Below are 14,349 nucleotides of genomic sequence, written 5' to 3'. Positions count from 1 at the left end.
AACATCCCAACCATGCTTCGAATTAGTCTTTTCCTTTTGGTTTTAAGTGTCATTTCTTGTGGAAAAAAGCAGGAAAAAAAAGAAAAACCTGTAGGTCCTCCAAATGTCGTACTGATTTTTACCGATGATCAGGGCTATCAGGATGTAGGCGTTTTCGGTTCGCCTAACATCAAAACCCCAAACTTGGATAAAATGGCCTCGGAAGGGGTGAGGTTAACAAGCTATTATTCTGCCCAAGCGGTATGCTCCGCATCTAGAGCCGGAATTTTGACCGGTTGCTATCCAAATCGTATCGGAATCCATAATGCACTTGGTCCGGATAACACGCATGGTATCAATGCTTCCGAGACCACTTTGGCCGAAATGCTCAAGGAAAAGGGATATGCCACGGGCATCTTTGGTAAATGGCACTTGGGACACCATAAAAAATTCTTGCCCACACGGCACGGTTTTGATGAATGGTTTGGAATTCCCTATTCCAACGATATGTGGCCCTATCACCCACAACAGGGACCCATTTTTAACTTCCCGGACCTGCCACTTTATGAAAATGAAACCGTTATCGACACCTTGACGGAACAATCCATGCTGACTACGCAAATCACGGAACGCAGCGTGGACTTTATTAAAAGAAATACGGATAATCCTTTCTTTTTATATGTACCGCACCCGCAACCCCACGTTCCTCTGTTTGTGTCGGATAAGTTTAAAGGGAAGTCGGAAAGGGGACTGTATGGGGATGTGATCATGGAGATTGACTGGTCTGTTGGCCAAATTTTGGAGGCGCTGAAGGAAAATGGGCTGGAGGAAAACACCATTGTAATGTTCACATCGGACAATGGACCTTGGCTTTCGTATGGCAACCATGCGGGAAGCGCCCTTCCGTTCCGTGAAGGCAAAGGAACAGCTTGGGAAGGCGGACAACGGGAACCCTTTATCATAAAGTATCCGAATAAATTGGAGGGAGGTAAAGTGACGGATGTCCCGGTAATGGCGATTGATATATTGCCAACCATAGCGGAATGGACAAATGCCAAACTGCCTGAAAAGATAATTGATGGTAAAAGCATTGCCAAGGTTTTCACGGGAGAGCAAAAAGAACCTGTGCAGGAAGCGTATTTCTTTTACTATCGGGTAAATGAAATGTTCGGGGTGCGTTCCGGGAAATGGAAACTGTATTTTCCACATCGCTATAGAACCATGGAAGGTCAAGAACCGGGATGGGATGGGGAGCCTGGCGATTATCGTATGGTGGATTTGGAGGAAATTGAGCTGTACGATTTGGAAAATGATATCAGTGAAACTAAAAATGTAGCTGCTGAAAATCCGGAGGTGGTCGAGGAAATCAAACTTTTGGCAAACACCATGCGGACAAGACTTGGAGATTCTTTATTGGAACTGGAAGGGACCGAAACAAGGGAGCCGGGAAGATTGGAATGAACAAACCTTTTAGATTTAAAGAATTTACGATACATCAAGACCGGTGTGCCATGAAAGTGGGTACGGATGGGGTGTTGCTGGGGGCTTGGGTCTCATTGGATAAAAATCCAAATTCCATTTTAGACATTGGTGCGGGCACGGGTTTGATAGCACTTCAATTGGCGCAGCGTTCCCAGGCCGAAATCATAGATGCCATTGAATTGGACGAAAATGCATACGAGCAATGCGTTGAAAATTTTGAAGCTTCACCATGGGGCGATCGCCTTTTCTGTTATCATGCCGGATTGGATGAGTTTGTGGATGAAATAGAAGACACCTATGATTTGATTGTTTCCAACCCTCCCTTTTATGTTGAAGAAGTTTCCAGTGGGGATGCAACACGGGATTTGGCACGGCAAAATAGTTCGCTTCCATTTCCAGAACTCTTTGAAGGTGCGTCCAGACTTCTCTCGGAATCGGGAACATTTGCTGTTATTGCGCCTTCTGTTTCGGAAAAGGAGCTTATTGGGTTGGCGATAGCATTGGGTTTTTTTGCGAATAGAATTACCCGAGTTAGGGGAAATGGTGACGCTGAGATTAAACGGAGTTTAATGGAATTTTCTTGGAACGAAGGTGGGCCAATTATCACAGAATTGACTATCGAACATGAACGTCATGTGTATACAAAGGACTATATTGAACTCACTAAAGCGTTTTATTTAAAAATGTAACATTTGATCAATGCAATGTTATATTTCGTTAGTACATTTGATAAAATTTTTCTGAATGAAGCCTGATTTATTTGAAGCTCCGGACTACTATAACTTAGATGATTTACTTTCTGAAGAGCACAAACTTGTGCGGGATGCCGCTCGCCAATGGGTGAAAAGGGATGTTTCGCCAATTATTGAGGATTATGCCCAAAAGGCAGAGTTTCCAAAGGAGATTATAGGCGGTCTCGCAGAAATTGGAGCCTTTGGTCCCTATATCCCAGAAGAGTATGGTGGTGCTGGGCTGGATCAGATCAGTTATGGCTTGATCATGCAGGAAATTGAAAGAGGGGATAGTGGGGTGCGATCTACAGCTTCCGTACAATCTTCTTTGGTGATGTATCCCATTTTTACCTATGGGACGGAGGAACAGCGCAAAAAATATTTACCCAAATTGGCAACAGGGGAGTGGATGGGATGTTTTGGACTTACAGAACCCAATCATGGTTCCAATCCCGGAGGGATGGAAACCAAGTTCAAGGATATGGGAGACCACTTTTTGTTGAACGGGGCCAAACTTTGGATATCCAATTCACCATTTGCCGATGTTGCGGTGGTTTGGGCCAAGAATGAAGAAGGGCGTATCCACGGTTTGATTGTGGAACGTGGAATGGAGGGTTTTTCAACTCCCGAGACCCACAATAAATGGTCGCTACGAGCTTCGGCAACCGGAGAGCTTATTTTTGATAATGTAAAAGTGCCCAAGGAAAATCTGCTTCCCGGAAAAAATGGTTTGGGCGCACCTTTAGGATGTTTGGATTCCGCCCGCTACGGTATTGCTTGGGGAGCCATAGGCGCGGCCATGGATTGTTATGATACCGCATTGCGCTACGCCAAGGAACGTGTTCAGTTCGGAAAGCCCATTGCGGCCTATCAATTGCAACAAAAGAAATTGGCTGAAATGATTACGGAAATCACCAAAGCACAGTTGTTAGCGTTCAGATTGGGTCAGCTTAAAAATGAAGGAAGGGCCACTACCGCTCAAATTTCCATGGCCAAGCGAAACAATGTGGATATGGCCATTAAGATTGCCCGTGAAGCGCGACAGATATTGGGTGGAATGGGAATCACTGGCGAGTATAGCATCATGCGCCACATGATGAATTTGGAAAGTGTGATCACTTACGAAGGTACCCACGACATCCATCTTCTGATCACAGGAGCCGATATTACAGGACATCAGGCTTTTAAGTAGTATCATTCTTTTACAGCTTTTGGTTTGAGCAATTTCTTGCTCGTTTTCATATCCGCATAACGTGGGTCAGGGATATAATCCTGTTTTTGCATTTTGATTACCTCAATGCTCAAAAACCCAAATTCACTCACCACCTTTCCGTAGAAGCGATAAATACCTTTTCCCCTAAAAAAATATTTGGCGGCCACGGGTGGGAAGAGTACCGTATCGAACACCTCTCCGTGCTGGTCTACCATAGTGGCAAAATGCATCCGTTTACCGCTATGGGTGTTCGTGTTTTTTACGGTGACCAAATACCCGTAGATGTCAATGTGCTTGTTAAGGTAACGTTCTAGGTCTCGTTGTCCATTGGTATTTTTGGGAGGTGCTACTAAGAGCTCAAACGGGCTGCACAAACAAAAGCCCAAAAGCTCCAATTGGTCAAAGGCAGTCTCCAGATTTGTGGTGTACAGTTTGGGAATCTTAAATTTTTGATGTCTCGGAGGGAAGAGCTTTGGGTGTTCCAAACGGTCATTTTTAGAAAGCATCAAATGGGCCTTCCACAATAGCTTATGCTTGTTGATTCCTGTAAAACGAAAAGCATCGATACGGATAAGAATGGATAATTGTTCCACCGAAATGAGGACTCGGTCAAGAAAGTCTTCCAAGGAAACAAACGTTCCGTTGAGGGTTCGTTCCTTGATGATGCGTTCCATGACCCTGTTTTCCAAATCACGAAGGTATAGCATCCCCAAATAAATGTGGGCGCCTTGGATACGGTTGGCAACAGCACTGTTGTTGATGCAAGGCGCATGAATGGTAGCGCCCATCATTCGGGCATCGTGGATGTAAAATTCGGAGCGATAGAACCCACCTCCATTGTTAAGCACGGCCACCATGTATTCCAATGGATAGTAAGCACGTAGAAACAAACTTTGATAACTTTCCACAGCATAAGAAGCGGAGTGTCCTTTTGCGAAGGCATAACCTGCAAAACTGGCCACCTGGTTCCAAATTTCAAAAATGAGCGAATCCGCATATCCTTTTTTCCTACAATTGGAGATAAACTTGTCTTTTACCTTTTGAAATTCCTCCCGGGAACGGAACTTTCCGCTCATTCCCCTACGGAGCACATCGGCTTCGCCCAAATCCAAATCTGCAAAATGGTGGGCCACCTTGATGACGTCTTCTTGATAGACCATTACCCCATAGGTGTCGGGCATAATGTCCAGCATTACAGGATGGGCCTTTTCTTCGGCTCGACCCTCATTCCGGTGGCGTAGGATGTACTCCCGCATCATGCCACTTTTGGCCACGCCGGGACGAATAATGGAACTGGCTGCCACTAGACCCAAATAATTGTCCACCTCCAATTTTTTGAGTAGCATGCGCATAGCGGGCGATTCTACATAAAAGCAACCCATACACTGGGCGGTTTTAATGAGGTTGTTGATGATATCATCCGTTTTAAAGCTCTGGATGTCATGGATATCGATGTCCTTGTGTTTCTCCGGTTGATTATAGGCCACGATTTCCAAAGCCTCCTTGATTTTTCCCAGTCCGCGTTGCCCCAAAATATCAAACTTATAAAGACCGACATCCTCGGCAATCACCATATCGTATTGGGTGGTGGGAAATCCTTTTGGAGGGAGATGGGTGGCCGAAAACCAGTGTAGGGGTTTTTCGCTTATCAGGATACCACCCGCATGGATGCTCAAGTAATTGGGTTTGCCCTTTAAAAGTCCTCCGTATTTTAGGACAAGTTTGGACATGCTGTCCAATTGGTTTGGGTTGTACCTGCCCTCTACCAAGAAATCGATTTCCTGTTTGGGCAGCCCAAAGACCTTACCCAGTTCCCGGATAACGCCCCGTTCCTTAAAAGTGACATAAGTGCCCAAAAGGGCTACATGATCAAAACGTCTAAAAATGTATTCGGTCATCGCCGGCCGGTCCCGCCAAGAAAAATCAATATCAAAATCTGGTGGGTTGGCCCGATATAGGTTGATGAAGCGCTCAAAATAAAGGTCCAATTCCATGGGATCTACATCGGTGATACGGAGCAGGTAGGCCACAATACTATTGGCACCGCTACCACGGCCTACATAATAAAACCCTCTTCGATGGGCTTCGGATACAATGTCCCAATTGATGAGAAAGTAGGATACAAATCCCATTTTTTTGATAAGCCCTAGCTCTTTGTCCAGTCGATTTTGAATGGAATCGGTAATCTCTTTGTATCGATAAGAAAGCCCTTTGTTGCATAACTTTTCAATGAGCTGTTCATCTTCTTCCACACTACCCAAATAGCTGCTGAGGTTTTGGGGTTTCCGGCCTTTGGAAAAATCAAAATGGATATGGCAGCGGTTCAACAATCTTTCGGTATTCTCTAAAATAAAGGGGTACTCGGAAAACGCTAGGGCCACATTTTGCATTGGGAACATTTTTTCATCTTCATTTGCTTCCTCTTGCTTTGGAAGTTTGCTCAAAAGCACATTGTTGTCAATGGCACGGAGCAGACGATGACTATTAAAATCGGATTTGTTTCGAAAGGTGACCGGTTGCTGAAAAACCAATTTAGGTTTCAGCTTCACCAATTTGGAGAACGGCAACCTCCGAAGGTTTTGAATCGAAATCCCTATGAATTCATGATCCATAAATTCCTCCAGTTCGTGGAGCAAGACCTGTTCAAAGGGATAGATGACAACTGCATTTTTAAAGACAGGTGCCCTTTGTGGTATTTCCAGCTCGTTGTGGAGATGATGCGATAGAAAATTGTTTAGTTCCAGATACCCTTCATTGTTTTGGGCAATTCCCACAAAACACGGTTGTACGCCATTTCTAAAATCGATTCCCAAAATGGGCTTGATACCATATTCGGGTGCCTTACGGACGAAATTTAAACAGGCAGAAGTGTTGTTGATATCGGTCAGCACCAATTGGGTAACATGGTTTTGTTGGGCCAATTCCAAGAGTTCCAGCTCCGAGAAAGTGCCATAGCGCATGCTGTAATATGTGTGACAGTTTAAGTACAATTATCAATTTTTCATTTTTAGTTCCCCATCACCTATTATTTATTGTTTCCGATGGGCTAACACCACAGGGGGTTCCCCATTAAAGGGATTGTGCATGCTTCCAATGGTCCTTGCTCCCATGGCAGAGGCCCGCAATACACTGCGACTCCCAAATCTTTTCCGTACATGATCCATGGCCAGGTATAGGTTCAAAGCTTCCTCTGTATCCTCAAAAAGGTTGATTTGGTAATTCCCCGAAACCAAATGGCTAAATCGGATTCCAATGAGACGGACCAGCATACGTTTGTTGTACAGGACATTGAACAGTTCCAGGATTTTTGGGATAAGGATATGGTCTGCACTGGTATAGGGAATCCGAAGTTGTTTGGAGTAAGTGTTGAAATCGGAATAGCGGATTTTTACCGCAATGCAAGCTGTAAGCTTATCCCCCCTGCGCAATTGAAAGGCCAGATTTTCGGTCATGGCAAGTAAAATACCTTTGAGCTTGGCCACATCAATGGTATCACGGTCAAAAGTACGTTCGGTGGAAATAGACTTGCGGTCGTGAAAGGGAATTACAGGGGTATTGTCCATGCCGTTGGCCCGTTTCCAGATGACCCTTCCATTGGCACCCAAGACCCGCTGCATAATATCCATGGGCATCTCCTGGACGGTCCTGACCTGTCGGATACCCAAATTTCTTAATGTTTGATATGTTTTGTCACCCACCATGGGGATTTTTTTGATGGATAAGGGTGCCAAAAAAGGTTTTTCTAGTCCAAAATCGATTTTAAGCTGATTATTGGGCTTGGCCTCATTGGTGGCCACTTTGGAAACGACCTTATTTACAGAAAGACCAAAAGAAATGGGCAATCCGGTTTCCCGGATTATTCTTTGGCGCATTTCCGTGGCGTATTTGTAACAACCAAAAAAACGATCCATTCCAGAAAGATCCGCGTAGAATTCATCAATACTGGATTTTTCAAAAAGCGGCACGTGTTCCTTGATGATATCCGTTACCACATCGGAATATTTGCTGTAGGTGCCTGCATTGCCACGGATTACCACAGCGTCCGGACAAAGTTCTTTGGCCATTTTCATGGGCATGCCGGAATGCACCCCAAATCCCCGGGTCTCATAGCTGCAAGCAGCCACTACGCCTCGGTCACTGGTGCCACCCACCAATAAGGGCTTGTTCTTCAACTCACTATTGATGATGCGTTCCACAGAGACGTAGAATGTGTCCAAGTCCATGTGTAAAATGGTCTTTTTCATTGTTTAGTTTAGGAGGGAAGCTAAAATATGGAATAATTCCTAAAAAATGGAAAATATCCAAATAATTAAACTCAAGAGATCTTTAGAAAATACTCTGGGATTGTCTTATTTAAATAAATCTGAATGACTGCCAATCCGAATAAGCTTGATGACTTTGGGGGATTCTATTTGAATCCAGATAATGAGTAGGTCGGGTTTGATATGGCATTCCCAATTATCACTGTACTTTCCTGCAAGTTTGTGGTGTTTCATTTTGAGCGGAATACCCTTAATCCCTTTTGCTTGCAATACCTTGAGAACCGCGGTGGTCAGTTTAAAATCTTTTTCGTTGTGTTTTACCTTCTTTAAATCTCTTTTAAACCGGGTTGTAGGGATTAATTGGTACATGCAGTGTTGGTTAAAGCTCGTTTAGGAACTTGTCTAAATCGTCGATTGGAGACAGGTCTTCACCATTCCTTGCCTCTTCAATTGCGGATTTGGTTTCCTCATTGGGAATATTGCCAACGTCATTATAGAGTAAGAACTCAATATAATTATTAAGGCTTCTGCGTTGCGCTTTTGCTTTTGCCTTAACAAGTTCAATCAATTCTTCATCAAAACGTAGGGCAACCTGTTTCGTTTTCATCTTTTTTTGGATTGAGGTAGTAAACAAATCTAATGTATATCATAATGATATACAAATGATATACAAATGATAATTACACTGTCTGGCGCTATTTGTCAAAAATCATCCCTATCTTTGTCGCGTTGTGTTGGATTTCAATCTATACGATTGGAATCAGGTTGAGGCATCGGATGATGCTCGCCAATGAAAGGCTTTCCATTTGGAAGGCTTTTTTTGTTTATAGGGTTTTTATGCCTTGTACAAGGTGTCCACTACATGGTGTAGCAACGAAGCGGCGAGTTTTGCCGTCTGCCCATCCACATCGTATTTCGGGTTCATTTCGGCAATATCCATACTGATCAATTTCCCTGAACCAATGATGGTTTTGAGGCATTCCAGCGCGATGTGGGGCGTAAAGCCCATAGGTGAGGGGGCACTTACTCCGGGTGCATAGGCAGAAGAAAACCCATCCAAATCGATGGTCAGATAAACATGATCTACAGTTTTGATAAAAGCGTGTATCCAAGTGTTGATCTCATCCAAAAACTGAATTTGGAAAGTATCGGAAAGTACATAGGTAACATCCAGTTCCTTGGCCGTTTGAAAAAGAGACCGGTCGTTGGCATCTTTTCGGATGCCTAAGCACAGGTACTTAAAATCGGTATTCTCCTTTTCGCATTCCATTGCAATTTGATAGAAGGGCGTGCCAGAGTTGTTGTTATGGGTGTTTTGGCGCAAATCAAAATGCGCATCAAAATTAATAATGCCTATGGTTTGGCCTTCTTTTTTGGAATCGAGATAATTTTTAATACCATGGTAGTGTCCGTAGGCCACATCATGTCCTCCTCCCAAAACAATGGGGAACTGCTTTTTTTGAAGCAAGGAAGCAACGGCAGCTGACAGTGCTTCTTGGCTAGCTTCCATATCTCCCTTGGAACATGTAATACTTCCCCCATCATACAGTTGAACTGTACTGGGCAGGTGATTGGGCATTTTTCCAAGACTATTTTTAATGGTTTCTGGACCTTTTACGGCCCCAACACGACCTTGATTTCGTTTTACGCCTTCATCGCAGGCATAACCCAGAAGCGTAATGGATTTTTTTGGCGGCTCAGGAATGTCGGACAAGGAAACGCACTTCACTTTTTCGTGAAGATATAGGCTTTTATTGCTGATACGCCCTTTCCAAATAGTTGTGTCCGGTGCCAAATAATGTTTCATTCCGTTCAAAAGAGATGGTCCAAAATATCGGTTTCTACCAAGTTGGGCAAAGTTACCTCTAAATTTGGAGTGCGTTCCATTTCCCGTTTGATGGCAAACAGTGCTTCCTCATTTCTGGCCCAACTTCTTCGGGAAATTCCGTTGTTCACATCATAGAACAACATGTTTTGTAAGCGACGGGAAGCTTCTTCGGTTCCATCGAGAACCATTCCAAATCCCCCGTTCATTACCTCGCCCCAACCAACGCCTCCACCATTATGGATGGAAACCCAAGTGGCACCTCTGAAACTATCACCAATAACATTATGGATGGCCATATCGGCGGTGAACTTACTGCCATCGTAGATATTACTGGTTTCCCTAAAGGGCGAATCGGTTCCACTCACATCATGATGATCTCTTCCCAAAACTACTGGGGCAGTGATTTCTCCCTTGGAAATGGCTTGGTTGAAAGCTTCCGCAATTTTTGTCCGCCCTTCGGCATCGGCATATAAAATCCGGGCCTGTGAACCTACAACCAATTTGTTTTGTTCTGCTTCTTCTATCCACTTGATGTTATCCTGCATTTGCTGCTGGATTTCTTCCGGAGCTTCACCCTTGATAGCTTTCATTACTTCCAGGGCTATGGCATCCGTTTTTTGGAGATCTTTTCGGTTGCCGGAAGTACATACCCATCGGAACGGGCCAAAACCATAGTCAAAACACATGGGGCCCAGGATGTCCTGAACGTAGGAAGGGTACCTAAAATCGATTTGATTTGTCGCCATAACATCGCCGCCGGCACGGGAAACTTCTAACAAAAAGGCGTTGCCATAATCAAAGAAATAGGTTCCTTTGGCCGTATGCTTGTTGATGGCCGTTATCTGTCTTCGGAGTGATTCCTGCACTTTTTCTTTGAATGCTGATGGGTCTTCCGCCATCATTACATTGGCCTCATCAAAAGACAGGCCAACCGGATAATAGCCTCCGGCCCAAGGATTATGCAATGAAGTTTGATCAGATCCTAGATGAACAAATATATCTTCGCTATAAAACTGCTCCCAGACTTCTACGATGTTTCCAATATAAGCCAGGGAGACCGTTTCATTTTGTGCAATGGCCTTTCGTGTTCTTTGGACAAGTTCTGAAATGTCACTCCATAACTCATCTACCCAGCCTTGTTCATGTCTTTTTTTGGCAGCTTCGGGATTCACCTCGGCACAGACAGTGATACATTCGGCGATATTTCCGGCTTTGGGTTGGGCTCCGCTCATTCCTCCCAAACCTGCGGTGAGGAATACCTTGCCTTTTGGATTGTCTCCTTTGTCCAAAACCTTTCTAAAAGCATTCATTACCGTAATGGCGGTTCCATGTACAATGCCTTGGGGCCCAATATACATGTATGAACCTGCGGTCATTTGCCCGTATTGGGTCACGCCCAGAGCGTTGAATTTTTCCCAATCGTCGGGTTGGGAATAATTGGGAATCATCATTCCATTGGTGACCACGACCCTAGGCGCCTCCTTGGACGATGGAAACAGTCCCATGGGATGACCAGAATACATATGCAAGGTTTGCTCTTCGGTCATCTCGGCCAAATATTTCATGGTCAGTAGGTACTGCGCCCAGTTTTGGAACACAGCCCCATTGCCTCCGTAGGTAATCAATTCTTCAGGGTGTTGGGCAACAGCGGGATCCAGATTATTCTGAATCATGAGCATGATGGCAGCGGCCTGTTGGGATTGAGAAGGATACTCAGATATGGGTCGGGCATAGATTTTGTACGTCGGTTTGAACCGGTGCATATAAATTCGGCCATAGGTTTTTAATTCCTCAGCAAATTCTTTGGCCAATTCTTGGTGCCATGCTTTTGGAAAATATCGCAAAGCATTTTGAACCGCCAACTTTTTTTCCTCTTGGGATAAAATGTCTTTTCGCTTTGGTGCAGGATTTCCTCTCTCGGGATAAGGTCTTGATGGGGGAAGTTGTTCCGGGATACCCTGTAGGATTTGTGATTTAAAATCTTTTGGCTCCATGATTACTGATTTTCAAAAACTTGATGGCCTTTTTTCCAAACGGAAGATGGCTTTAATTGCCCTTGGTGATAGGTAATTTCTTGATAGTTGGATGTTGGGAAGGTTACAAAGTCGGCTAGATTTCCCGGGTCCAAGGTTCCTCTATCAGAAAGGTTTAAAGCGGCGGCGGCCCTAAAAGTGATTCCGGCCAAAACCTCTGCATTGGAGAGTTTTTCAAAGGTTCCCAAAATGCTGGCCTGGGTCAGCAGGTCTCCCATGGGCGCGGAACCCGGATTGTGGTCGCTGGCAATGGCCAAAGCTCCACCGGCATCCAAGATTTTACGTGCTGGAGTGAAATCGCAGCCTAGTCCCAAAGAAGCACCTGGTAAAGCGGTTGCAATGACATTGCTGTTGGCGAACAGTTGGATTTCTGTTTCCGTACTAGCCTCCAAATGATCTGCGCTGATGGCATTGAATTTTATGGCGACTTCACTACCACCCGTTGTAAATTGGTCGGCATGGACCGTAATGTCAAAGCCCAATTCCCTTGCCTTTTGAAAATAGGGTTCAATTTCTTGAGGAGTAAATGCACTGTCTTCCACGAAGGCGTCTACCCTGTGTGCCAAGTTTTCCGATTTTAAGACAGGAAATAGTTTTGAGATGATTTCATCTAAATAGGGACCTTCACCTTCCCAATCTTTAGGTTTGATATGAGCTGCAAGGCAAGTCGGAATCAAATCGGCCACTTGGGTTTTGTTGGCATTTTTGATGGCCCGAAGCATTTTTAGTTCTTCTTGGACAGAAAGACCATATCCGCTTTTAACCTCAATAGTGGTGGTTCCGCTTTGCAGATGAACTTTGGCCCTTGTATGGATGCCCTGTTCTAATTCTGCTTGTGTTGCCTTCCGGGTTTGGGTCACGGTATCCCAAATTCCACCTCCTGCTTTGGCAATTTCTAAATAGGATACTCCTGCATTTCTTAGGGCATAGTCCCGAGCCCTTGTCCCACCAAAACAAATATGGGTATGGGCATCCACGAATCCAGGTAAACATACTTGTTCCCCTTCAATCCGATGGATATGATCTACTTCGGACTTGAGGTTTTCAAAGACCCCGATTCTGATAATTTTTCCTTCCGAAACTACAATTCCGCCATTTTCAATAAGGGGAAGTTGTGTGTCCGATAACGAACCTTTTAGCGGTAAGCCCGACATGGGCAACAGTTGTGAAAAAGGGCCGATTAAAACAGGTTGGTTCATATTAGTATGTTTCAAATGCTTCTTGATGGGGGGTATTCCATTCTAAATTCTTTCTTTTCATTACGCCTTCCACCAAATCAATGATCTCGCCTTTTTGGATGGTCGCTATTCCCATTTCAATATCATCGGCAAATACCCGATCATTTTCAGCAAAAGATACCTTGGTTCTTATGAATTTATGGATTTCATCCAGAACAACCCCTGATTTAAGTGGTTTTCTGTATTCAAAGGCCTGGGCCGCGGTCAACAATTCAATGGAGAGAATCTTTTCAACATTTTCAATGATCTGCAATGCTTTTCTGCCGCTGATGGACCCCATACTTACATGGTCTTCCTGCCCCAGAGAGGTGGGAATGCTATCAGCACTTGCAGGAAAACACAAACTTTTATTTTCGCTGGCCAAAGCTGCTGAGGTGTATTGTAAGATCATATATCCAGAATTGATTCCGGTGTCTTGCATCAATAATTTGGGCACACCGGGGCTATTCCCCTCAAGGGCGAGATAGATTCTACGGTCCGAAATATTTCCCAATTCCGAAGCAGCCAGAGCGGCATAATCGAGAGCCATTGCCAGGGGTTGACCGTGAAAGTTTCCACCGCTGATAGTGAGTTCGTCATCTATGATAACGGGATTATCAGTAACCGAGTTTAACTCCACTTCCAAAAGTTCTTTCAGGTGAAGCCAGGCGTTTCTTGAAGCTCCATGAACCTGGGGCATACACCGCAAGGAATAGGGATCCTGCACCCGTTCACAATCTATATGATCTTCCAAGATTTCGGAACCTTGAAGTAAGGTGCGAATTCTGCCGGCAACATGCTGATTACCTTTGAAGGGTCTAACCTCATGCAACTTTTCATGAAACGGTTTCATGGATCCCTGTAGCCCCTCCAACATCATAGCTCCAATAATATCGGCATGACGGAGTGCGTATTGCAATTTTTGAAGCACCAGCACGGCATGGGCGGCAATAAACTGGGTGCCATTGATTAAAGCCAACCCTTCTTTCGGACCCAGTTCCAATGGCTTCAACCCGGTTTTGACAAACAACTCTCCTGTTGGAATAACTTCGCCTTTGTAGTCGACTTTTCCCAAACCAATCAATGGCAGGAATAAGTGGGAGAGCGGCGCCAAATCGCCAGAGGCCCCTACAGAACCTTGGGATGGCACGACCGGAATAGCATCATTTTCCAAATGCCATAACATCCGTTGTAGGGTGGTTTCCGCGATTCCGGAATACCCTTTGGCCAAGGCATGGATTTTTAGAATCAACATAAGCTTGGCCAGTTTTTGGGATATGGGTTCCCCCACGCCCACACTATGACTTTGCAAGATGTTGGATTGCAATATTTTGGTATCCTCCCTCGATATTTTGGTGTTACACAAGGGACCAAATCCGGTATTGATACCATAGACTGTATCACCTTTGGCCACAATATTTTCCACACGTTGACTACTTGTCCTCACTTTTTGAAGACAGTTTTCAGAGAAAACTCCCTTAACCGCTCCTTTAGCAATACCCAAGGCGATGCCGGCTGTTAAATGTTCTTCTCCAAAATGAAATGTTTCAGGGAGTTGCATAATTAGTACATTAAAAAGATAAAGGTACCATGACAATTTAATA

11 protein-coding genes are annotated in these 14,349 nt (G+C 44.5%); 3 read left to right on the top strand and 8 right to left on the bottom strand.

What is annotated here, in order from left to right; all coding sequences use genetic code 11:
• Positions 1–12: 12 nt before the first annotated feature.
• Genes BUC10_RS10715 through BUC10_RS10705 form a run of 3 tightly spaced genes read left to right on the top strand, consistent with a single transcriptional unit; the run spans position 13 to position 3,384 of the window.
• Entirely contained in the window at positions 13–1,440 is a 1,428-nt protein-coding gene (locus BUC10_RS10715; RefSeq protein ID WP_073179385.1) for a sulfatase family protein, read from the top strand.
• A complete protein-coding gene (locus BUC10_RS10710) occupies positions 1,437–2,150 on the top strand; it encodes a tRNA1(Val) (adenine(37)-N6)-methyltransferase (protein ID WP_073179383.1) in 714 nt (237 codons plus the stop codon). The genes BUC10_RS10715 and BUC10_RS10710 overlap by 4 nt, the downstream gene beginning before the upstream one ends.
• Positions 2,151–2,205: 55 nt before the next feature.
• On the top strand, positions 2,206–3,384 hold the full coding sequence (locus tag BUC10_RS10705) for an acyl-CoA dehydrogenase family protein (RefSeq protein WP_073179381.1): 1,179 nt from the start codon (positions 2,206–2,208) through the stop codon (positions 3,382–3,384).
• Between the two features lie 2 nt (positions 3,385–3,386).
• Here BUC10_RS10705 and BUC10_RS10700 read toward each other — a convergent pair whose 3' ends face one another.
• The 8 genes from BUC10_RS10700 to hutH all read right to left on the bottom strand — a co-directional run bounded on the left by BUC10_RS10700 (position 3,387) and on the right by hutH (position 14,306).
• Positions 3,387–6,395 (bottom strand): DNA polymerase III subunit alpha, encoded by a 3,009-nt coding sequence (locus BUC10_RS10700; protein WP_073179379.1) that lies wholly within the window; start codon positions 6,393–6,395, stop codon positions 3,387–3,389.
• 39 nt (positions 6,396–6,434) lie between these two features.
• Positions 6,435–7,649 (bottom strand): DNA polymerase IV, encoded by a 1,215-nt coding sequence (dinB, locus tag BUC10_RS10695; RefSeq protein WP_073179376.1) that lies wholly within the window; start codon positions 7,647–7,649, stop codon positions 6,435–6,437.
• A 105-nt stretch (positions 7,650–7,754) separates the two neighbouring features.
• Complete coding sequence (locus tag BUC10_RS10690) at positions 7,755–8,036, bottom strand: type II toxin-antitoxin system RelE/ParE family toxin (protein WP_073179374.1); 282 nt, start codon at positions 8,034–8,036, stop codon at positions 7,755–7,757.
• Positions 8,037–8,046: 10 nt separating this feature from the next.
• Positions 8,047–8,274 (bottom strand): hypothetical protein, encoded by a 228-nt coding sequence (locus BUC10_RS10685; protein WP_084732623.1) that lies wholly within the window; start codon positions 8,272–8,274, stop codon positions 8,047–8,049.
• Between the two features lie 228 nt (positions 8,275–8,502).
• A complete protein-coding gene (gene hutG / locus BUC10_RS10680; protein WP_073179371.1) occupies positions 8,503–9,474 on the bottom strand; it encodes a formimidoylglutamase in 972 nt (323 codons plus the stop codon).
• Between the two features lie 5 nt (positions 9,475–9,479).
• A complete protein-coding gene (locus BUC10_RS10675; RefSeq protein ID WP_073179369.1) occupies positions 9,480–11,489 on the bottom strand; it encodes a urocanate hydratase in 2,010 nt (669 codons plus the stop codon).
• A gap of 2 nt (positions 11,490–11,491) precedes the next feature.
• Complete coding sequence (hutI, locus tag BUC10_RS10670; RefSeq protein ID WP_073179367.1) at positions 11,492–12,727, bottom strand: imidazolonepropionase; 1,236 nt, start codon at positions 12,725–12,727, stop codon at positions 11,492–11,494.
• Position 12,728: 1 nt separating this feature from the next.
• On the bottom strand, positions 12,729–14,306 hold the full coding sequence (gene hutH / locus BUC10_RS10665; RefSeq protein ID WP_073179364.1) for a histidine ammonia-lyase: 1,578 nt from the start codon (positions 14,304–14,306) through the stop codon (positions 12,729–12,731).
• Between the last annotated feature and the right edge of the window lie 43 nt (positions 14,307–14,349).

Origin of the sequence: Flagellimonas flava (genome assembly GCF_900129665.1) — a bacterium.
Classification (GTDB): Bacteria; Bacteroidota; Bacteroidia; order Flavobacteriales; family Flavobacteriaceae; genus Flagellimonas; species Flagellimonas flava.
Note: the sequence above shows the minus strand (reverse complement) of the source record. Positions and strands in the feature narration are given on the sequence as shown.

Coding starts and splice junctions, on each gene's coding strand:
- BUC10_RS10715 (WP_073179385.1), top strand. CDS start 13: ATGCTTCGAATTAGTCTTTTCCTTTTGGTTTTAAGTGTCATTTCTTGT.
- BUC10_RS10710 (WP_073179383.1), top strand. CDS start 1,437: ATGAACAAACCTTTTAGATTTAAAGAATTTACGATACATCAAGACCGG.
- BUC10_RS10705 (WP_073179381.1), top strand. CDS start 2,206: ATGAAGCCTGATTTATTTGAAGCTCCGGACTACTATAACTTAGATGAT.
- dinB (WP_073179376.1), bottom strand. CDS start 7,649: ATGAAAAAGACCATTTTACACATGGACTTGGACACATTCTACGTCTCT.
- BUC10_RS10690 (WP_073179374.1), bottom strand. CDS start 8,036: ATGTACCAATTAATCCCTACAACCCGGTTTAAAAGAGATTTAAAGAAG.
- BUC10_RS10685 (WP_084732623.1), bottom strand. CDS start 8,274: ATGAAAACGAAACAGGTTGCCCTACGTTTTGATGAAGAATTGATTGAA.
- hutG (WP_073179371.1), bottom strand. CDS start 9,474: ATGAAACATTATTTGGCACCGGACACAACTATTTGGAAAGGGCGTATC.
- BUC10_RS10675 (WP_073179369.1), bottom strand. CDS start 11,489: ATGGAGCCAAAAGATTTTAAATCACAAATCCTACAGGGTATCCCGGAA.
- hutI (WP_073179367.1), bottom strand. CDS start 12,727: ATGAACCAACCTGTTTTAATCGGCCCTTTTTCACAACTGTTGCCCATG.
- hutH (WP_073179364.1), bottom strand. CDS start 14,306: ATGCAACTCCCTGAAACATTTCATTTTGGAGAAGAACATTTAACAGCC.